The 20,963-nt window shown below is 41.8% G+C and carries 22 protein-coding genes; 19 read left to right on the top strand and 3 right to left on the bottom strand.

Annotated elements, in window-relative coordinates; genetic code table 11:
• Window positions 1-87 precede the first annotated feature (87 nt).
• Together NSS65_RS10515 and ypjB are read left to right on the top strand one after the other, a co-directional pair.
• A complete protein-coding gene (locus tag NSS65_RS10515; protein WP_024428102.1) occupies window positions 88-681 on the top strand; it encodes a DUF1405 domain-containing protein in 594 nt (197 codons plus the stop codon).
• Window positions 682-746: 65 nt separating this feature from the next.
• Window positions 747-1,550, top strand: a complete 804-nt coding sequence (ypjB, locus tag NSS65_RS10510) for a sporulation protein YpjB (protein ID WP_061109287.1) — start codon at window positions 747-749, stop codon at window positions 1,548-1,550.
• Between the two features lie 30 nt (window positions 1,551-1,580).
• Here ypjB and NSS65_RS10505 read toward each other — a convergent pair whose 3' ends face one another.
• Window positions 1,581-2,453 (bottom strand): YitT family protein, encoded by an 873-nt coding sequence (locus NSS65_RS10505; protein WP_024422789.1) that lies wholly within the window; start codon window positions 2,451-2,453, stop codon window positions 1,581-1,583.
• 137 nt (window positions 2,454-2,590) lie between these two features.
• Between NSS65_RS10505 and NSS65_RS10500 the strand changes: the two genes are divergently transcribed.
• The 17 genes from NSS65_RS10500 (at window position 2,591) to NSS65_RS10420 (ending at window position 17,543) form a co-directional block, all read left to right on the top strand.
• A complete protein-coding gene (locus tag NSS65_RS10500) occupies window positions 2,591-2,926 on the top strand; it encodes a nucleotide pyrophosphohydrolase (protein WP_024422788.1) in 336 nt (111 codons plus the stop codon).
• Between the two features lie 5 nt (window positions 2,927-2,931).
• Entirely contained in the window at window positions 2,932-3,735 is an 804-nt protein-coding gene (gene dapB, locus NSS65_RS10495) for a 4-hydroxy-tetrahydrodipicolinate reductase (RefSeq protein WP_034280443.1), read from the top strand.
• A gap of 17 nt (window positions 3,736-3,752) precedes the next feature.
• Window positions 3,753-4,172 (top strand): methylglyoxal synthase, encoded by a 420-nt coding sequence (gene mgsA / locus NSS65_RS10490; RefSeq protein ID WP_034280445.1) that lies wholly within the window; start codon window positions 3,753-3,755, stop codon window positions 4,170-4,172.
• Window positions 4,159-4,863, top strand: a complete 705-nt coding sequence (bshB1, locus tag NSS65_RS10485; RefSeq protein WP_024422785.1) for a bacillithiol biosynthesis deacetylase BshB1 — start codon at window positions 4,159-4,161, stop codon at window positions 4,861-4,863. The genes mgsA and bshB1 overlap by 14 nt, the downstream gene beginning before the upstream one ends.
• Window positions 4,864-4,865: 2 nt before the next feature.
• Entirely contained in the window at window positions 4,866-6,011 is a 1,146-nt protein-coding gene (bshA, locus tag NSS65_RS10480) for an N-acetyl-alpha-D-glucosaminyl L-malate synthase BshA (protein WP_061109286.1), read from the top strand.
• Window positions 6,004-7,206, top strand: a complete 1,203-nt coding sequence (locus NSS65_RS10475) for a CCA tRNA nucleotidyltransferase (protein WP_061109285.1) — start codon at window positions 6,004-6,006, stop codon at window positions 7,204-7,206. The genes bshA and NSS65_RS10475 overlap by 8 nt, the downstream gene beginning before the upstream one ends.
• Window positions 7,179-8,162 carry a biotin--[acetyl-CoA-carboxylase] ligase gene (locus NSS65_RS10470; RefSeq protein WP_061109284.1) on the top strand — a complete coding sequence of 328 codons (984 nt, stop codon included), beginning with the start codon at window positions 7,179-7,181 and terminating at the stop codon, window positions 8,160-8,162. The genes NSS65_RS10475 and NSS65_RS10470 overlap by 28 nt, the downstream gene beginning before the upstream one ends.
• Window positions 8,163-8,359: 197 nt before the next feature.
• The gene (panB, locus tag NSS65_RS10465; RefSeq protein ID WP_024422781.1) at window positions 8,360-9,199 is read left to right on the top strand and encodes a 3-methyl-2-oxobutanoate hydroxymethyltransferase; all 840 of its coding nucleotides are present in this window, start codon (window positions 8,360-8,362) and stop codon (window positions 9,197-9,199) included.
• Window positions 9,196-10,062 (top strand): pantoate--beta-alanine ligase, encoded by an 867-nt coding sequence (panC, locus tag NSS65_RS10460; RefSeq protein WP_041117799.1) that lies wholly within the window; start codon window positions 9,196-9,198, stop codon window positions 10,060-10,062. Before panB ends, panC begins: the two co-directional genes overlap by 4 nt.
• Window positions 10,055-10,438, top strand: a complete 384-nt coding sequence (gene panD / locus NSS65_RS10455; protein ID WP_024422780.1) for an aspartate 1-decarboxylase — start codon at window positions 10,055-10,057, stop codon at window positions 10,436-10,438. The genes panC and panD overlap by 8 nt, the downstream gene beginning before the upstream one ends.
• A gap of 114 nt (window positions 10,439-10,552) precedes the next feature.
• Window positions 10,553-13,345, top strand: coding sequence for an ATP-dependent DNA helicase DinG (gene dinG / locus NSS65_RS10450; protein ID WP_326134800.1), 2,793 nt, complete (start codon window positions 10,553-10,555; stop codon window positions 13,343-13,345).
• Window positions 13,346-13,477: 132 nt separating this feature from the next.
• On the top strand, window positions 13,478-13,648 hold the full coding sequence (locus tag NSS65_RS10445) for a YpmA family protein (protein ID WP_065214698.1): 171 nt from the start codon (window positions 13,478-13,480) through the stop codon (window positions 13,646-13,648).
• A 12-nt stretch (window positions 13,649-13,660) separates the two neighbouring features.
• Window positions 13,661-14,146, top strand: a complete 486-nt coding sequence (gene tseB, locus NSS65_RS10440; RefSeq protein ID WP_111926513.1) for a cell wall elongation/penicillin-binding protein regulator TseB — start codon at window positions 13,661-13,663, stop codon at window positions 14,144-14,146.
• Between the two features lie 114 nt (window positions 14,147-14,260).
• Window positions 14,261-15,553: an asparagine--tRNA ligase gene (gene asnS / locus NSS65_RS10435; RefSeq protein ID WP_095409371.1), complete on the top strand. Its 1,293-nt coding sequence runs from the start codon at window positions 14,261-14,263 to the stop codon at window positions 15,551-15,553.
• 99 nt (window positions 15,554-15,652) lie between these two features.
• Entirely contained in the window at window positions 15,653-16,357 is a 705-nt protein-coding gene (locus tag NSS65_RS10430; RefSeq protein ID WP_144496181.1) for a DnaD domain-containing protein, read from the top strand.
• Window positions 16,358-16,374: 17 nt separating this feature from the next.
• Window positions 16,375-17,037 (top strand): endonuclease III, encoded by a 663-nt coding sequence (nth, locus tag NSS65_RS10425; protein WP_034280464.1) that lies wholly within the window; start codon window positions 16,375-16,377, stop codon window positions 17,035-17,037.
• Window positions 17,034-17,543, top strand: a complete 510-nt coding sequence (locus NSS65_RS10420; RefSeq protein WP_111926517.1) for a YpoC family protein — start codon at window positions 17,034-17,036, stop codon at window positions 17,541-17,543. Before nth ends, NSS65_RS10420 begins: the two co-directional genes overlap by 4 nt.
• A 36-nt stretch (window positions 17,544-17,579) precedes the next feature.
• Here NSS65_RS10420 and NSS65_RS10415 read toward each other — a convergent pair whose 3' ends face one another.
• Window positions 17,580-20,288, bottom strand: a complete 2,709-nt coding sequence (locus NSS65_RS10415; protein WP_144496180.1) for a PBP1A family penicillin-binding protein — start codon at window positions 20,286-20,288, stop codon at window positions 17,580-17,582.
• A 19-nt stretch (window positions 20,289-20,307) separates the two neighbouring features.
• Entirely contained in the window at window positions 20,308-20,943 is a 636-nt protein-coding gene (gene recU / locus NSS65_RS10410) for a Holliday junction resolvase RecU (RefSeq protein ID WP_044333249.1), read from the bottom strand.
• Window positions 20,944-20,963 lie beyond the last annotated feature (20 nt).

Genomic DNA, 20,963 nt, shown 5'->3' with positions numbered 1-20,963 from the left:
ATGCAAGTACAAGGATATACTCAAAAGAGAAAAAGCTGGCGCTGTCAGCTTTTTTCTGATTTTAACAGATCGTGAGTGAAGAGACATATGAGATGGATTCAATATTTGCTAGCGACGCGCTACATGCTTGTGCTGGTGCTTATGATCAATTTCCTTGGCACTGTGTACGGCTACTATTGGTATATTCCGCAGCTCGTAGAGACACCGGCTGTCTTTTTAGCTTTTGTACCAGACAGTCCAACGGCCAGCTTTTTCTTTTTATTTGTATTACTTGCGTTTTTGATGAAACGAAATGCTCCTTATTTTGAAGCACTTGCTCTTGTGACCTTGATTAAATATGGGTTATGGGCGGTAGGAATGAATATCTTTGTGCTTTTATCTGTTGATGATTTTCCGTGGGAAGGATACATGCTGATTGGGTCTCACTTTGCGATGGCGGTTCAGGCTGTATTGTTTGCGCCATATTATCGTTTTCAAATGCGTCATCTCGTGGTAGCAGGCATTTGGATCTTACATAATGATGTAATTGATTATGTATTTGGTATGATGCCCCGTTATTCTATGCTGTCTGCTTACTCAAACGAGATCGGCTACGTGACGTTTTGGCTAAGTATTGCGGTTCTTCTTGTTTCGTATTATCTCGTTCTATCGAAAAAATCGGTCAAGCTGGAACTCCCTTAACAATGTTGGTCTAACCTTGTCCTTTTCTTCATACGCTGTAAGGAGAAGGGCTAGGAGGGACTTGCATGAAACGAAAGCCAATCGCGATGATTCTATTATTTTTTCTCGTATTACAGCCAGCAGTTGCCAAAGGTGAGGAAACAGCTGCTAACACGCTGCAAGAATTAACGGAACTATCAGATTCCATCTTTCAATTAACGAGACAAGCTAAATATGATGAGGCGTTACAAGTCGCATTGTATGTTGAAAAGACATTTAAAGCTGAGAATTGGCGTGGAACTTTGACGAATACGCAGATTCGGCAAATTACACTTGGCTATCAAGATATGATAAAAGGGCTGCCGCAAGAAGAATTGAATGAGCGCGAAAAGCTTCGTTATGCCTCTCAATTTAGAATGCTGCTTGATGCGATCCAGTCGGATTCTGAGCCTCTTTGGGGTTCGCTGGAGAAGCCCATTATGGGGTCTTTTCCTACTTTGAAAAAAGAAGTAAAAGATCCAGAATCGACGACATTTTATGAAACTTGGAATGAGCTGGTTTCTTTATACGATATGATCTATCCAAGTTTAACCATTGATATTTCGTCTGAAAAGCTGCAGACAATTAAGCAGCACATGGAAGTAATTGAGCAAGGTGAGTTTTTAAAAGCATCAAGTGGGACAAAGCTTGAACGTCTCACGAAGCTGGAAGAGGATTTATCGAGTGTGTTTGCTCACGTCGATGAAGATGAAGCTGATCCATCGCTTTTATGGGTCATCCTAACAACCGGGAGTATCATTTTATTAACGTTAACGTATGTTGGATTTCGGAAATATCGTGCCGAAAAAGAAAAGAAACAAAAACGTCAGGCTGATTATCCTAAATCATAAAAAAAGAAGCCCAAAACTGGTGCTTCTTTTTTAATGTGGATTGAGCGGCTTTTTGTGTTCATCTAATGTAAAGCCTTCACCGAGTACATCATGCACGTCACTGACAGATACAAACGCATGAGGATCGACTGAGGTCACGACACTTTTGAGGTGGACAAGCTCGTTTTTCGGAACGACGCAATAAAGGACGTTGCGCTCCTGCTTCGTATAGGAACCGACCCCTTTTAAGATGGTGACACCGCGCTCCATTTCATCCGTGATTTTCTTTTGAATGATGTCATCTTTTTCAGAGATAATCATGGCGCCTTTGGCAGCGTAAGCGCCTTCCTGCATGAAGTCAATGACCTTCGCAGCAACAAACACTGCGACAAGTGTATACATCGCTTCTTTATAATTTAAGTAGGTCAGAGAGATGGTAATGACGCATGCGTCGAAGATGAACATCGTTCGTCCCATTGCCACCTGATAATGCTTGTTGATCAGTCTTGCAATGATGTCCACACCGCCTGTTGTACCGCCGAATTTAAAGATGATCCCGAGGCCTGTTCCGATAAATACACCTGCAAAGAGGGCGGCTAAGGCTAAATCGTGCTGGAGAGGCATATGTATTTGAAAGCGCTGGAAGATGGCAAGAAAGACAGAAAGACTCACTGTTCCTACAATTGTATAAGTAAACATCGTTCTGCCAAGCATTTTCCAGCCTATAAAAAAGATCGGAATGTTTAAGACAAGGTTTGAAATAGATGGGTCAATGTGAAATAGAAAATATAAAAGCAGTGTAATACCTGTAAATCCGCCTTCCGCCAAATTGTTCTGCATATTAAAATGAACAAGACCGAAAGAAAAAATCGCAGATCCTATTAAAATAAATACGATATTTTTAAGACGAATTTCTTTTAGCAAGAGACCACTCCTTTTTTTGCTTAGACAGCGATAATATTATATGGTATGGGAGAGAAACAAGCAAACTGAGTCTTAAACATTTGTCAAATATTTATGATTTCGCTAACATGTAAGAGATGGATAGGAGGATGAGCTTCATGACGAAAGAAAAAACGCTGCGTCACGTGCAGCAAGAAGTAGATGATTACATAGGACAATTTAAAGAAGGCTATTTCAGCCCGCTTGCGATGATGGCCCGCCTGACAGAAGAATTAGGGGAGCTGGCAAGAGAGGTTAACCATTACTATGGAGAAAAGCCGAAAAAAACAACGGAAACAGAAAAAAGCATGGAAGAAGAAATTGGCGATGTTTTGTTTGTGTTAACATGCCTCGCTAATTCACTTGATATTTCACTAGAAGAAGCACATGATCGTGTGATGCATAAATTCAATACAAGAGATAAAGACCGCTGGACGAAAAAAGAAGGGAAGTAGAGACGATGACAAACGAAACCATCAAAGTAGTAATCGCTGGAGCAAGAGGAAGAATGGGGATAGAGGCTGTGAAGCTGGCGGAAGAAACAGGCCATTTTGAGCTGGTGGCCGCACTTGATCACACGCATGAAGGAAAAAAATTATCTGATGTGATTCATACGACATCTAATGCACCGATTTATACGGATATTGATGTGTGTCTTTCAGAAACAGCACCAGATGTATTAATTGATCTGACAACACCTGAAATCGGGAAAGTACATACAAAAAAAGCACTTGAACATGGCGTGCGTCCAGTCGTAGGAACAACTGGATTTTCAGAAGATGACCTAAAAGAGCTTCAGCAATTAACAGAAGAAAAGGGCATAGGCTGTATTATTGCACCAAACTTTGCTGTCGGTGCGGTCTTAATGATGAAATTTGCCAAAATGGCCGCGAATTATTTCCCTGACGTTGAAATCATTGAGCTTCACCACGATAAAAAACTAGATGCCCCAAGCGGTACGGGCTTAAAAACGGCTGAAATGATTGCAGAAGTAAGAGAAAGCAAAAAGCAGGGACATCCAGAAGAGAAAGAATTAATCGAAGGGGCACGAGGAGCCGATTATGATGGTATCCGTCTGCACAGCGTGAGACTTCCTGGTATGATTGCACATCAAGAAGTGCTGTTTGGAATGGACGGACAGACGCTCACCATTCGTCATGATTCTTATAACCGTGCATCCTTTATGTCAGGCGTGAAGCTTTCAGTAGAGCAGGTCATGCACATTGATCAGCTCGTTTATGGTTTAGAAAATATCATCGACTAATAAGGAGTGGATTCCTGATGAACATTGCTTTAATCGCTCATGATAAGAAAAAAAGTGACATGATTCAGTTTGCCACCGCGTATCGTGATATTTTGGCAGATCATACACTTTACGCAACAGGGACAACAGGTTTGAGAGTGAAAGAAGCGACGGGGCTTCCCATTCATCGTTTCCAATCAGGACCACTTGGGGGAGATCAGCAGATCGGTGCTTTAATTGCTGATAATGCAATGGATCTTGTGCTCTTTTTTAGAGACCCGCTAACTGCGCAGCCGCATGAACCGGATGTATCTGCACTCATCCGGCTTTGCGATGTGTATACCATTCCATTAGCCACCAATATGGGAACTGCTGAAATTTTAGTCAGGAATTTAAATAAAGGTACGTTTGATTTTCGAGATGTAGCAAAAAACGGAGGAACAAATGAAACGACTTGATATCCTTGCATTCGGTGCCCATAGCGATGATGTAGAGATCGGAATGGGCGGAACGATTGCAAAATACGTAAAAAAAGGGGCGCGCGTCGGGATTTGCGACTTGACCCAGGCCGAATTATCTTCAAATGGAACAGTAGAGAGCCGCAAAGAAGAAGCAAAAGCCGCCGCCGCTATTTTAGGTGTCAGAGCGAGAATCCAGCTTACACTGCCAGATAGAGGGCTTTATCTAAACGACGAAGCGATGAAGGAAATTGCGGGCGTGATTCGAACATACAAACCGAAACTGATTTTCGCTCCGTACCACCAAGATCGGCATCCAGATCATGGCCATGCGGGCTCACTTGTAGAAGAGGCCGCTTTTTCTGCAGGTATACATAAATTTGAAGATTCATACAAGCAGCCAGCGCATAAAATAAGCCAAATGTATTATTACATGATTAATGGGCACCATCGTCCAGATTTTGTGATCGATATTTCTGAGGAAATGCACCAAAAAATTGATAGCTTGCACGCGTATAAAAGCCAATTTGTTAAATCGGCAAACTCAGTAGAGACACCTCTTGTGAACGGTTATATTGATTTTGTCAAAATGAGAGAGTCTATGTATGGAAGAGAAGTCAACAAAGCTTATGCAGAAGGGTTTATCACAAAGAAACCACTTTTGTTGGACGATGACTTACTTGGGGGGTAATTATGAAAAAACTGAAGATCGGAATTACTTGTTATCCAAGTGTCGGCGGCTCAGGCATTATCGCCACGGAGCTTGGAAAACGTTTAGCTGAAAAAGGGCACGATGTTCATTTCATTACCTCTAGCATTCCGTTTAGGCTTAATAAAGTATATCCGAATATTTATTTTCATGAGGTGGATGTGAATCAATATGCAGTTTTTCAATATCCGCCTTATGACCTTGCGCTGGCAAGTAAATTGGCAGAAGTCGCAAAACGAGAAAAGCTTGATATTATTCACGCGCATTATGCAGTCCCGCACGCTGTCTGTGCGTTTCTAGCCAAACAAATGACTGGACACTCTGTGAAAGTCGTTACGACGCTTCATGGAACGGATATTACGGTTTTAGGCTATGATCCATCATTAAAAGAAGTGATCCGGTTCGCCATCGAATCATCGGACCGCGTAACAGCGGTGTCGCATTCATTAGCTGCGCAGACATACGATCTCATCAAACCAGATAAAAAAATTGATACGATCCATAATTTTGTTGATGAACGGGTGTATTTGCGTGAAGATCACGATTTGTTAAAGACACATTATGGTCTTTTACCGAACGAAAAGGTCATCATCCATGTATCAAACTTTCGAAAGGTGAAACGGGTGCATGATGTGATTCATGTGTTTCAAAAGATTTCTGAACAGGTGCAGGCAAAGCTGCTGCTCATTGGTGATGGTCCTGAGAAATCGGTTGTATGTGAACTCGTGAAAAAATTAGGACTGACAGACCGCGTATTGTTTTTAGGCAAGCAAGAGAAGGTTGAGGAGCTTTATTCAATAAGTGATTTGAAGCTGCTTCTTTCGGAGAAGGAGAGCTTTGGGCTTGTGCTTCTTGAAGCAATGGCATGCGGTGTCCCTTGTATCGGTACGGATGTCGGCGGTATTCCAGAGGTCATTACACATGGAGAAACAGGGTTTCTTGTCCCGCTCGGCGATATAGATGGAGCAGCAAAGCACGCAGTGTCTCTGCTGAAAGACGAAGCGCTTCATGAAAAAGTGTCAGCGGCAGCTCAGTCTAGTGTTCAGGCTCATTTCTCCTCTGATAAGATTGTGAGTGAATATGAGAAGCTTTACGTAGAATTGATCGAAGGTGATGATGAAGATGAATGAACCATTCACACATGCGATCCCTATATTACATACACTGCACGAGCATGGGCATCAGGCTTACTTTGTCGGCGGAGCGGTGAGAGATGTTCTATTAGGACGGGAAATCGGCGATATCGATATTGCGACAGATGCAACACCTGATAAGGTTGAGTCCTTATTTGAAAAAACAGTAGATGTCGGTAAGGCGCATGGCACTGTCATTGTGTTGCATGATGGTGTCAGCTATGAGGTCACGACGTTTCGAACGGAATCAGAATATGAAGATTTTCGCAGACCGAAAGAAGTGGCGTTTATCACGTCGCTTAAGGAAGATCTTTTAAGAAGAGATTTAACGATTAATGCGATGGCGATGGATATAAATGGGGAAATTATTGATCATGTAGGTGGAAAACAGGATATTAAGCGGAAACGAATTCAAACCGTAGGAGATCCTGCGTGCCGCTTTCAAGAAGATGCGCTTCGCATGATGAGAGCTGTCCGTTTTTTAAGCCAGCTTGGCTTTGAACTCGCTGATGAAACAGCTGAAGCTATGAAAAAGGATAAGCATCTGCTTGCCAACATATCAGTTGAGCGCAAAAAGATTGAAATGGAGAAGCTTTTAAAAGGCCGTCATTGTGAGAAGGGCATTGAAGTACTCATTTCAACCAAATTATATGAAGAATTGCCAGGTCTCAAAGAGGAGCGTCTTCATGAATCCTTTCAAGCCTTTCCATATTACTTACTGGATGGACTAGAAGAGGTATGGGGGGCTTGCATCCATTTGCTAGGTTTAAATGAAGCGGAGGCTGCGGCCTTCTTAAAAGAATGGAAGCTGTCAACGAAGCTTTTGAAAGACGCAGTAGCTATTAGTCAATACGTTGATTGTGACTGGGATGCGGAAAACATGTTTGAAGCTGGTGAACACGTGCTCTTATCTAGTTTGAAGATTACACAGCTAAAACATGAGCGCCGCATTTTCTTTGATGAGCTGGAGGCAGCGAAGCGTTCTTATGATGCACTTCCGATTAAAAAGCTCCAAGACCTCGCTGTTTCAGGAAAAGATTTAATGGCCTTTCGGCAAAAGCCGTCTGGGAAATGGATTGCAGAGGAGCTTGATTTTGTGAAAAAAGCCGTTTTGCAAAACCGTTTAGAAAACCGAAAAGAAGCCATAGAGGAGTGGCTTAAAGCATGCGATCCGCAATTAGAAAACGATTAATTGAACTATTTACAGAATCCAGCCAGGATTTTGTCTCAAGTCAGCAGATTTGTGATGAGCTTGGCTGCTCCCGAACAGCTGTGTGGAAGCATATGGAGGACTTGCGAAAAGAGGGGTATGAGGTAGAAGCAGTTAGAAGAAAAGGATACCGTCTGCTTCGTAAACCGGACAAAATTAGTGAGGACGAAATTCTGTTTGGTCTGGAAACAGAGAGCTTCGGCAGGCATATTTACTTTCAGAAAGAAGTCGCTTCCACTCAGCTGATTGCCCATGATCTTGTCAATGAAGGTGCGCCCCACGGCACAATCGTTGTCAGCGATCATCAGACAAACGGAAAAGGGCGTCTTCAAAGAACGTGGCATTCACCAAATGGGACAGGCATTTGGATGAGTCTTATTCTCCGGCCTGAGATCCCGCTGCATAAAGCGCCGCAAATGACGCTTTTGGCCTCTGTAGCCATCGCAGAAGCGATTGCGCAGCAAACAGGACTCAATCCATCTATTAAATGGCCAAACGATATTTTGTTGAATGGAAAAAAGGTCGTTGGCATTCTGACTGAATTAAAAGCAGAAGCTGACCAGGTTCATGCGGTCATCATTGGGCCGGGCATTAATGTGAACCAAACAGCTGATGACTTCCCGGATGAACTAAAGGATGTCGCCACAAGTCTGCGGATGGAACTGAATGAAAAAGTGGATCGGGCTGCACTCATACAACAGATGATGTCCACTTTTGAAAAAAGGTATGACGATTACATGAAGCAAGGATTTGCGCCGATTAAACAATTATGGGAATCGTTTGCGATGACGATCGGTCAACATATTGTTGCCCGCACCGTCAATGGGCAATATACGGGGAAGGCGCTTGGCATCAATGAAGAAGGTGTTTTATTGCTTGAAACGGAGGACGGTATCCAAAAAATCTACTCCGCAGACATTGAGATCAAGTCAACTTGAGTGGAACACCCGGCACATTTTTGATATACTTCGTGTGGGCAGTATCTGCAAAGAACTGTACCTGTTAGGAAGAAAAATTCGATAAATTTCTGCCTTGATCCTAAGGGACTTGGACAGAGGGATGATTCGCCGCACATGAGAAATCAAAGCATGTGATGTGAGGCAAGCCATCTCCTCTCCAGAATGAGGAGGAACAAATGAAGACAAAGCTAGATTTTTTCAAAATGAAAGAACAAAACGAACCTATTGTGATGCTGACCGCATACGACTATCCAGCTGCAAAGCAAGCGGAAAAAGCGGAAGTCGACATGATCTTAGTTGGTGATTCACTTGGGATGGTTGTACTTGGACTAGATTCCACAGTTCAAGTCACGATGGATGATATGATCCATCACACAAAAGCAGTGAAAAGAGGCGCAAAAGACACATTTGTTGTGACTGATATGCCATTTATGTCTTACCATTATTCGTTAGAAGAAACAATGAAAAATGCAGCACGCATCATGCAAGAAAGTGGTGCCGATGCCTTAAAGCTAGAAGGCGGAGATGGAGTATTTGAATCCATTCAAGCTTTAACAAGAGGCGGAATTCCTGTCGTCAGTCATTTAGGCCTCACACCTCAATCAGTTGGTGTACTTGGCGGGTATAAAGTGCAAGGAAAAGACCACGAAAGTGCTCAAAAATTGATTGAAGACAGCTTGAAATGTGAGGAAGCCGGAGCGATCGCACTTGTGCTGGAATGCGTACCTGGCGAACTGACAAAACGAATTACCGACATGCTGAAGATTCCTGTGATCGGAATTGGTGCAGGAGCTGAGGCAGACGGACAAGTTCTCGTTTACCATGATGTGGTAGGATACGGGGTGTCTAGAACACCTAAGTTTGTGAAACAATACGCGCAAATTGATACTGTTTTAGAAGAAGCGCTCATTCAATATACGAAAGAAGTAAAAGCACGCACATTTCCAGAGGACATGCACACGTTTCATATTAAAGAAGAGGTCCTTGATGGCTTATATGGGGGAATCAAAAAATGAACGTTGTCACCCATATTCACGAGCTAAAAGAATTAATTAAGCAGCATCAAGAAAACCAGCATTCCATCGGCTTTGTCCCAACGATGGGCTTTCTTCATGAAGGACATCTGACGCTTGCGAAAGAGGCAAGAGGACAAAATGACATTGTCGTGATGAGTATTTTTGTCAATCCGTTGCAATTCGGACCAAATGAAGACTTTGAATCCTATCCAAGGGATATGGAAAGAGACCAGCGTCTTGCAGAACAAGCAGGGGTGGATATTTTATTTACACCTGATGTGAAGGAAATGTACCAAAATGAACCATCTATTACGATGACGGTTCAAAAGCGGACGGATGTCTTATGCGGAAAAAAACGTCCAGGACATTTTGACGGCGTTGTCACTGTGCTCACAAAGCTGTTTCATCTTGTGTCACCAACAAATGTCTACTTTGGACTAAAGGATGCACAGCAAGTCGCTGTGATCGATGCGATGATCAAGGATTTCTTCTTTGATCTTCACCTTGTATCTGTACCGACAGTCAGAGAAGAAGACGGTTTAGCGAAAAGCTCAAGGAATGTGTACTTGTCAGAAAAAGAAAGACAAGAAGCACCCGCTTTATACCGCGCATTAAAAAAAGGACGGTCAGCTGTTGAAAAAGGTGAACGTGATGTCAGTCGTGTATACCAGCTGATTGAAGAGGAACTTGTTCAGACGTGCGGAGAAATTGATTATATTGAGATCTACTCATATCCAGAACTTGAGCCGCTTGAGCAGTTAAAAGGTCAAGTCATTATGGCGATTGCGGTGAAATTTTCACGGGCAAGACTGATTGATAATGTGATTTTCCATGTTCCTGAAAGCGGTGAAAAACATGTATAGAACCTTTATGACATCTAAGCTTCATAAAGCAACGGTAACAGAAGCAAACTTACATTATGTGGGAAGTATTACAATTGACGAAGATTTACTTGATGCGGCAGGTATGATGGCAAATGAGAAAGTACAAATTGTCAATAATCATAATGGCGCAAGACTTGAAACATATATTATTCCCGGCGAAAGAAAGAGCGGTGTCATTTGTCTAAATGGGGCGGCGGCTAGACTCGTTCAGCCAGGGGATGAAGTCATTATTATCGCTTATGGGATGCTGTCAGAAGAAGAAGCTAAGACACATACACCAAAAGTGGTCGTGTTAAATAAACAAAATCAAATTGAACAAATGATTGGGCAAGAGCCTGCGAGAACGATTTTATAACGCAGACTCCGTGGAAACAGAACAGTTTCAGGAAGAGAGGCTGTTCTGTTTCATCTATTTTGTCCAGAGCGTGTTTCACTTCAGGGTGAAACGAGGAATTGAGGTGTCCATTTTATGACCGATCAAAGGTTTGTTGTCGTTGATATTGAAACCACCGGAAATTCACCTAAAAAGGGTGATAAAATCATTCAAATAGCTGCGGTGGTCATTGAAAATGGACAAATTGTCGAACGGTATTCAAAATATGTGAACCCGGGAAAAGCAATCCCTGGATTTATTGAACAGCTGACAGGCATTCAGCAGCACATGGTTGACGATGCAGTGTTTTTTGAGGACATTGCCCAAGAGGTGTATGATCTCATACAGGGTGCTTATTTTGTTGCCCACAATGTTCATTTTGACTTGAATTTTTTAAATGATGAACTAAAAGCATGCGGGAAACATGAGCTGGATGTGCTAGCAATTGATACAGTTGAGATCTCTAGAATTCTTTATCCTGAGCTTGAAGGTTATAAGCTCACTGAATTAAGTGAAGAGCTCATGCTTCCACATGACCACCCGCATAGGGCGGATAGTGATGCGGAAGTTACTGCCATGTTATTTTTAACTTTATTACATCAATTAAAACATACACCGAAAATTGTGCTGAAGCAGCTGCGCAGATTATCCTCTTATCTCCTAAGTGATATAGGACTTTTAATTCAGCAGCTTGAAACAAGTCATGCTAGCCGGGAAGATTCTTTGGTGGAAGTCGGCTCTTTTGCTGTAAAAGATGTCACCAATCCTATCAGTAGGGCGACACATTCAGTAGGTGAAGATGATGAACAGCTGTTTGAGGAAATCAAAAAGAAGCTTCCGCAAACGGTAGAGGGCTATGAGGTAAGAGAAGGCCAGCTTACAATGATGAATAAAGTGAGAGATGTGTTTCATGAAAGAGCCTATGCATTAATTGAGGCGGCACCGGGTATTGGGAAAACGCTCGCTTACCTCATCCCAGCTGCTCTAGAAGCGAGGAAATCAGGAAAACCTGTCATTATTAGTACATATTCCATACTTTTGCAGCAGCAAATGCTTCAGCGCGATGTGCCGATGTTGAATCAAATGCTCCCGTTTGAGCCTGCTGCCTGTGTATTTAAAGGTCGGGCGCATTATATTTGTTTAGATAAGTTTGAGCATGTGCTTCATGAGGAAGATGATAACTATGATGTCGTCTTAACGAAGGCGCAAATTTTAATGTGGCTCCTTGTAACAGAAACAGGTGATTTATCTGAACTGAATTTACCGTCAGGAGCTGCCAATATAAAAGACCGCATTTCCTGTGTGCATATGCCGTTTACATCGAAAAAGCGCCGTTTTAAAGAGTATTGCTTTTATGAGCGCGCCAAAAAAAGGGCAAAAACAGCTGATTTAATTTTAACGAATCATCGTCTGCTCTTATCACAAACGGAGGCATCGTCTATCTTTCAGCATGCTGACGTATATGTGATAGACGAAGCCCATCAATTTGAGAAAACAGCCAATGAAACCCTAGGGGATAGTGCGTCTTATATCCAGCTTCACGCGAAGTTAACACAGCTTGGCTCCTTGCAAGGCGGATTGTTAAAGAAACTGAAAAAGAGATTTCATCATGCAGGGTTACAGACAGACACCTTTATTGAAATGGATGAGTATCTTAATCAGCTTCAAATGGAAAGTGATGCTTTCTTTAGCACCGTCCATTCATTTGTGAAAAGGACAAAACCAAAAGCCGACATCAATCGTCTCATTCATAGAGTACGTCATCATTCAAAGCATGCTCAGTGGAAACGGATTAAAGAAACGGCAAGTAAGCTTTGTTCCTTGTTAATTGCTTGTGAGAAGCTGTATGAACAGCAAAAAAATGAGCTTCTTCAAAAAAGTAATCAGCTGACAGAACACTTTGCCTTTGAAGCAGAGGAATACGACCAAGTCATGTCGTTTATGCATACCTTTTGCAGTACACTGTACCGATTTATCTTTGAACCGAAAAACGATGAAACGGTTTGGATTGAAATTGATGCAAAAGGTGCCAAAAACGCAGTCTTTATGCATGCACAGCCGTTAGATACTGGGGAGCTTTTGGCTGATCGTTTCTTTATGAACAAAAAGAGTGTTGTCCTCACATCAGGGACACTCACCATCAATCACCGCTTTGATTATTGCTTGGAACGGTTTGGGCTGCAAGATTTTTACCCTCATCTTGTGCAAATTGATTCACCTTTCGAACTTGAAAAACAGCTTAAGGTCATTGTTCCAGCAGACATGCCGCCGATTACAAACCGTGATGAACGAGATTATGTAAAGCAAGCCGCACGATATATTAAGATCATGGAAAAGCAGCAGCATGCAAAAATATTGGTTTTGTTTAATTCACATGAGATGTTAAAAGCAGTCTATGAAGAGCTAAAAACAGAAGGGATGCAGTCAGCCCTTTTTGCTCAAGGTCTAACAGGCGGAAGCCCCGTAAAATTGACGAAAATGTTCAAATTAGCAAGGCAGGCCATTTTACTTGGTACGGGTAGTTTTTGGGAAGGTGTTGATTTTCCGGGCTCAGAGCTGACAACAGTCATCATGGCACGTCTTCCGTTCCGGCCGCCTGATTCTCCGCTCATTGAAGCCAAATGTGATGCAGCAAAAAAACAAGGGAAAAATCCGTTTAAAGCCGTCGCTTTACCAGAAGCTGTGTTAACCTTTAAGCAAGGAGCTGGACGCTTGCTGCGTTCTGAAAAAGACATAGGCACATTGCTGATTTTAGACCGCCGAGTGAAAACCGCTTCATATGGAAAACTATTTTTAGAATCACTCCCTCATGCGCCGGTTCACGAGATGTCAAAAGAGTCACTTGAGGCGTATATAGAAAACCTTAACAACGAAAAGCCGCTGTTATAAGCGGCCTTTAGCTGGTGTGGGTTTGGAGTTAATTTATCGTAACGGCTTTTTGTGTTCCGTTGTAAAAATAGTATCGGTTCCCGTGCAGAAAAGTATGACTAACAATATTTACGTACCGAGGAGGAATTAGAAGTGGAAAGTAAAATAGAGGTACTTTCAACTGTTCAAATTAAGCATTCAGAAGACCTGTACAAAATCGTTGACTTATTGAACAGAACGCTTAAAAGAGAAGATCTTATGTTTGGATTAGCATTAGATCAAGAAGATCAAAATCAAGCGGTATTTACGATATACCGCACATAGGGGAAGCTTGACATGAAAAAAATAGTCTGGATTATTTCATCTGTAGTGGCTCTCGTTCTGCTTATTGGCACCATCAGCTTTACGTGGATTTATCAAATTGCCATGGGACAAAGAGAACAAGGGCATGAAGCAGCGATCGAACGAGCAAAAGAACAAGCAAATATCGTACAAGTGGAGCAAGTGGAAACCTTTGTCGGGAAAGAAAAACAATTTATTGTTGAAGGGAAAAACAAACAGAATGAAACGACCTACGTTTGGGTTCCTGCCAGCAAAAAAGAAAAAGTGATCGCAAAAAAAGCAAAAGAAGGCATTACCTCGAATCAAGCAGTACAAGCCGTTCAAAAGGAGAACACGGTCTCTAAGCTAAAAGAAGTCAAATTAGCGAGAGAAGGTGACGTACTTCTTTGGGAAGTGACATACTTAAATGAGAACAATCAATATAGCTTCAGCTATGTCGACTTCTCGACAGGACACGTGGAAAAAAATTTAACACCGTAGTTTCTCCTGTCTTGCGTTGACCATGCTGATTTAGAACGGTTATAATAAAATGTATGAAAAAAGATTCACACCTGTCTAAAGGTGAGTTTCTTTCTGGCTTTGGAGGGAATTATGTTGAAAACAACGATTAATCAAGTGTTCAAACACGTCGATCAAGAAGTAACTATCGGCGCATGGATTGCCAATAAACGTTCAAGCGGAAAAATTGCATTTTTGCAGCTGCGTGACGGGACAGGCTTTATTCAAGGAGTCGTAGTAAAAGCAGAAGTGGAAGAGGAAATCTTTAAGCTTGCGAAATCAGTCACTCAAGAAACATCTGTCTATGTAACAGGTCAAGTGACAAAAGATGAGCGTTCACCGCTAGGTTTTGAATTGCAAGTGAAATCCATTGAAGTGATTCATGAAGCGACAGATTATCCAATTACACCAAAAGAGCATGGAACAGAATTCTTAATGGATCACCGTCATTTATGGCTTCGTTCTAAAAAACAGCATGCCATTATGAAAATCCGTAACGAAATTATTCGTGCTACATATGAATACTTCCATCAAGAAGGTTTCGTGAAAGTAGATCCGCCAATTTTAACTGGAAGTGCACCTGAAGGCACAACGGAACTGTTTGCTACGAAATATTTTGATGAAGATGCATACCTTTCTCAAAGTGGCCAGCTTTACATGGAAGCTGCGGCAATGGCACTCGGAAAAGTATTCTCATTTGGCCCAACATTTAGAGCTGAAAAATCTAAAACGAAACGTCATTTAATTGAGTTTTGGATGATCGAGCCGGAGATGGCTTTTGTCGAATTCAATGAAAACCTTGAGTATCAAGAAAATTATGTGTCTCATGTTGTTCAAAGTGTACTTGAAAACTGTAAAGTGGAGCTGCATACACTAGGCCGTGATACAGCGAAATTAGAAAACATCAAAGCACCATTCCCGCGCATCACTTACGATGAAGCGATTAAATTCTTGCAGGAAAAAGGATTTGATGATATCGAATGGGGAGATGACTTCGGAGCGCCTCACGAAACAGCGATCGCCGAAAGCTATGATAAACCAGTGTTTATCACTCATTACCCAACATCATTAAAACCGTTTTATATGCAGCCAGCACCGGATCGTGAAGATGTTGTCCTTTGTGCAGACTTGATTGCACCAGAAGGCTACGGAGAGATTATTGGCGGTTCTGAGCGTGTTCATGATTTAGAGCTTCTTGAAGCAAGATTGAAAGAACATGGGCTTGATCAGGAAACTTACAAATGGTATACAGAATTAAGACAATACGGTTCTGTGCCGCATTCAGGTTTTGGTCTTGGACTTGAACGTACAGTTGCTTGGATTAGCGGAGCGCCGCATGTGCGTGAAACCATTCCTTTCCCAAGATTATTAAACCGTTTATACCCTTAAGACGTGAAAGCCTCCAACAAATGGAGGCTTTTTCAAACGTCTTTTTAGAGGGGCACGTGAAATAAAACGTGATATACTTAAAATGAAGAGGTGTATCCGATGAATAGACAGCAATTTATTAATATGCAGCAAATGGGGTCGACAAGTTTGCCTAATTTGCTGATTGCTCATTATGAGCAGTTAGGACTGAATGAATCACAGATGATGGTGATGCTTAAAATTAAAATGAATGAAGAACAAGGCGTTTTCTTCCAAACATTTGAAGAGCTTTCTCAAGGCATGACCATTTCAGCGGAAGAGTGTGCGTATATGGTTCAGCATCTCATTCAAAAAGGATTTATCTCGATTCAGCCATTTGAAGACAGGTCTGGTATTCAGCATGACCGCTATTCAGTAGAACCTTTATGGGGCATGCTATATGACTTTTTAGAAGCAAAACAGGCGAAAGAAGCGCAAAAACATCATGTGCAGGCTGAAAAATCTTTATATGCTTTATTTGAAGATGAATTCGGCAGACCGCTGTCTCCTCTTGAAGGAGAAACACTTTCGATCTGGATGGATCAAGACCATCATGATGCTGAGATGATTCGGCTAGCGCTAAGAGAAGCCGTTTTATCAGGGAAATTAAATTTCCGTTATATTGATCGAATTTTATTTGAGTGGAAAAAGAAAGGGCTGAAAACAGCGGAAGAAGCAAAAGAGCATAGCCAGCATTTCCGTTCTCAGCAGAAAACGCCGCCTTCAAAAGAAGAGACGTCCACCTATAAACGACAAGTTCCTTTTTATAATTGGCTGGAACAATAACCAATAAAGGAGAAGGCATGTTAACAAAAAAACAAATCAATGAGTGTTTAGATATTATAGGAGATATGTTTCCAGAGGCTGAGTGTGAGCTTGTTCATGACAACCCATTTGAGCTTGTGATTGCTGTTGCACTCTCTGCTCAATGTACAGACGTGCTTGTAAACAAGGTCACCAAAACACTTTTTCAAAAATATAAAACACCAGAAGACTATTTAAGTGTACCGCTTGAAGAACTGCAGCAAGATATTCGCTCGATTGGTCTGTATCGAAATAAGGCTAAAAACATTCAAAAGTTGAGCAAAATGCTGATTGAAGAATATGGCGGTGAAGTACCAAAGGACCGGGATGAGCTTGTTAAGCTTCCTGGGGTTGGCCGGAAAACAGCAAATGTCGTCGTTTCGGTCGCTTTTGGTGTACCGGCAATAGCAGTAGATACACACGTAGAACGAGTCAGTAAACGTCTAGGCATCTGCCGCTGGAAAGATTCTGTGCTTGAAGTAGAGCAAACCTTGATGAAAAAGGTGCCAAAAGAAGATTGGTCTGTGACGCATCACCGCCTGATCTTTTTTGGGAGATATCATTGTAAGGCGCAGCGGCCGCAGTGCGAATCGTGTCCGCTTCTTGATATGTGCAGAGAAGGGCAGAAGAGGCTGAAAAAAGGATTGGTGAAGCTGGCATGAGCGGGGCAGCTGTTTTCACCTCATATGTCGAAAAGCTAAAAGAAAAAAAGGTAGAGATTAAAGGTGATCGAGTAGATATACTGAGAGCCAATCCGCTCGCATATGATCTATCTTCAGAAGTTTTAACAGACGAGTTTCCATGGCAGGAAACGGAAGAATTTGTTCCTGTGATGTTTGAGCTGTGGGACGAATTAAAAGAAAAAATGCTTCCTCGTTTCCAAACAAGAAAATCCCGCTGTGAAGAAGATGATATGCTGCAAGGAATCGTCAGTATGATTGCGATGTTTTACTGGATCAAAGGGGAGAGTGTCCAAACGTTTGAATGGGAACATATCAAGCAAGAGACATTTCCTGTTGCTCCGATTAATTGGACGGAACGTTTAGAGTTCATCTTGCTAAAACCAACTCAATATCACTGCTTTATTCAATTGGACGAGCTATACAGGGAATTAAAAAAGCAGTATGGAAAATATGAAGCACTTAAAAAAATCAAACAGCAGCGTTAAAAAAAGCACTTGCCATAGGAGGCAAGTGCTTTTTCATTATTCATCTTCTTTTCGAGAAGTAGCATTTGATTGCGAATTGGAACTTTGAGAGTTGGCTTTCTCATCATCTTTCTTTTTATCTTTATTATCAGTTTGCGAGTTGCTGTTCCCATTTGTACTGTCTGAGCCATTTTCTGAAGAACCATTATTTCCGTTTTCTGTATTTCCACCTTGGTCCTGATCCTTATCTTGATCTTTTTTGTCATCAGGCTTTTGCTCATCAGTGCCAGGGGGCTGATTTTTGTTATCGTCTGTTTGGTCTGTCTGTTCGTCGTCAGGTTGCTGCGGTTCTTCTTCTTCTTTATTCTCATCATCCGCTTTTTCTTCCTCATCTGCGTCATCCTTAATGGTGAGGAAGGTAGAAGCCGCTTTACTCGTGACATCATCTACAGTGGCTGTCACTTGGAATTTATAAGTGGAGCCAGGCTTCACATCAGAGATGACCGCTTCTTTAGCAGAGCTGTTTTGAATCTCTTTATAGCCGCCATTATCAACCGCTTGCTTGACATTAAATGTAGCATCAGCGTCGTCAGAATAGCCCCAAGTCAGTGTGATGGATTTTTTCTCTTCATCATACACCGCTTTTAAGTCAGAAGGCTTATCGGCTTCTTTTTTCTCAAAAGTGTCAGACACTTTTGTTGGAACCGTACCTTTTACAAAGTATTCTGTTGTCTTCTTGTCACTTGGTGTATTCGGTCCGGCTAATTTTGCAGGATCGGATCCTTTTTCAACCGTAGCTTCAACGACACTGTCTGGTTTTTCAAATGAGCCGCTTCCATCATCAATTTGAGAAATCAATCGCTGGAAGACAATTTTGGCAACACGCTGCTCGTTTTCATTCAGCCATACTTTGCCGTCTGCATCTTTTGAATTACCGATTCCCGTCCAAACGGCTGCTGTGTATTGCGGAGTATAACCGACAAACCACGAATCTTTTGCACCGCCAGAAGGGATATTGTGTGTCTTAATATCTTTTTCTATAAAGTTCGTTGTACCTGTTTTACCAGCTACTTGAACGTTCGGTACTTGTGCAAGTGTACCAGTTCCAGATTGGACAGCAGTTTTCAGCATATCTGTGATCATAAATGCTGTATAATCACTCATTGCTGCTTTTGAGTCCGGCGTAAGGTCAAGTTTTGTCCCGTCATTAAATTCAACAGACGTGACAGCATGCGGTTCGTTATAGTATCCGTTATTACCGAATGCACTAAATGCTCCAGCCATCTTAAGGGAGGAGACACCATCGTCAAATCCACCGATTGAGTAGGACTCTGGAATGTCAGAAGGTAAGTCCATACCTAAGTTATTAGCGAATTGAACGGCATTGTCTGTACCAGCTTCTTGGAAAGCTTTTAGGGCAGGAATGTTACGTGATTGTGCCAAAGCACTTCTCATCGACATTTTCCCTAAGTGTCTTCTGTCAAAGTTATTAATCGGCGTACCGTTTGAGTACGTATACGGTGCATCATCAATTTGCTGATATGTTGACCATTTTTTGTTTTCAATGACTGGGCCGTAATCTAAGATCGGTTTGATTGTGGAGCCTGGCTGGCGTTTTGCATCCGTCGCATAGTTAAAGCCGCCGGCTGGTACATCACGTCCACCGCCAATGGCGCGAATTTCACCATTTTTCGTATCAAGCAGAGTCACACCCGCCTGCATCCCTTTCGTAAATCCAACTGAATCTCCATTGATGATTTCAGTTAGATGATCCTGTGCATTTCGATCAAGTGATGTATAGATTTTTAATCCATCAGTTGATGCATCCACTTTGGCTTTTTTCTGTACTTCTTCCATCACTTCTTCAATGTAGGCAGAGTACTTACTAGAGTTTTGGCTCTTATATTTACTAGCTGAAACAACTGTCTTGCTGACAGGGGTTGCTTTTGCAACGTCATAGTCTTTTTCTGAAATGTAGCCTTGTTTTTTCATAAGGCTTAAAACGATATTACGGCGTTTTTCCGCTGCCTCGGGGTGTTTCACTGGGTTATAGGCAGAAGGACTCTGCGGCATACCTGCAAGTGTAGCAGCCTGTGCAACGGTTAGTTTATTTAAATCTGTGACTCCGAAAAATTGTTCAGCTGCTTTCCCAACACCATAAGCATAAGGAGAGAAGAAAATACGGTTTAAATACATTTCTAAAATTTCATCTTTAGAGTATTTTTGCTCAAGCTGAATCGAGAGCCATACTTCCTGTACTTTCCGTTTTAACGTCTTTTGATTGCTTAGGAGGGAGTTTTTCACAACCTGCTGTGTAATGGTACTTCCGCCTTCAGCACCAAAGCCGTCCTCAACGTTTGCGACAAGGGCACCGCCAATACGGATTGGATCAATCCCGTGGTGCTTATAAAAACGTGCATCTTCAGTCGCAATAAACGCGTCTTTTACTACATCGGGTATATCTTTTATCGAGACATACGTTCTTTTTTCTGCACCAACTTCTGCAAACACTTTCTTGTCTTTATCATAAAGCTTTGAAGAGTATGGTGTTTTAAGCTTACTATCATCAATAGAAGGAGCGCTTGATGCAAAAACGGCAAAAGTTGTGATTCCGGCAACTAAACAAAGTAGACCGATCACGAGTAAAGATAAAAATATTTTTTTAAATAGACCTGCTTTCTTTTTGCCTTTTTTGTTCTTTTGCTTCTTATTGTTTTCTTGACTTGCTTTACGTCGCTGTTCACGACTTGTAAATTGATCAGACATCACATCTCAACCTTTCGTGTTAAACCTTTTTCGAACGTAATTGCTGATTGCTTTCATCCGAAAAATGAAGTGTCTCCACTACTTTAATATAATCAATTCTTGGCGAATATCCAAGTGTCATTATGTGGCCAGCTTCCATTAATTCGTCTTTGCTAATGGATTTACGGCCGTTTTTTTTCTGCCGCTCCCAGAAGAAAAAGAGATCTGAAGCGGGCAAATAATAAACAGAGCCAAAAGCGGATATAATAACGAAACAAATACCGCCTTGCTTTTCAACCTGTTTCATATGCTCAATTTGATGGTCGTGGAAATTTTTGAGCGGAAACGAGGTAGTGCTTTTGGTTTCCTTTGCTTCAAAATCGATATAGCGGCCTTTGTAAACCCCGTTATAGTCTGTTGTGGATGATTGTTTAAAATAGGCTTCTTTAATGACAGCAGCACTTCTTTTTGGATAATCCACATTCACAATTTGAACTGGGGTAGGCTTTTTATGAATGACTGCGATCCCGTTGACCAAATAGTATTGGTTTGTTTCATTTAAATCAGCCTCAAGCGTCATCCCGCGGTTACTATAAGAGGATTCGCCGCTGATTCTTTTTTTTGTCCCAATTTGTTGTATGGGCTGATACGATTTTCCGTTTGGATACCGAATCATCAAGTTTCAGCCTCCTTTTA

This window comes from Bacillus sp. FSL K6-1006, from assembly GCF_038593175.1.
In the GTDB taxonomy this organism is placed as follows: Bacteria; Bacillota; Bacilli; order Bacillales; family Bacillaceae; genus Bacillus; species Bacillus safensis.
The sequence above is the reverse complement of the archived record's forward strand: the minus strand, read 5'-3'. Positions and strand labels throughout refer to the sequence as shown.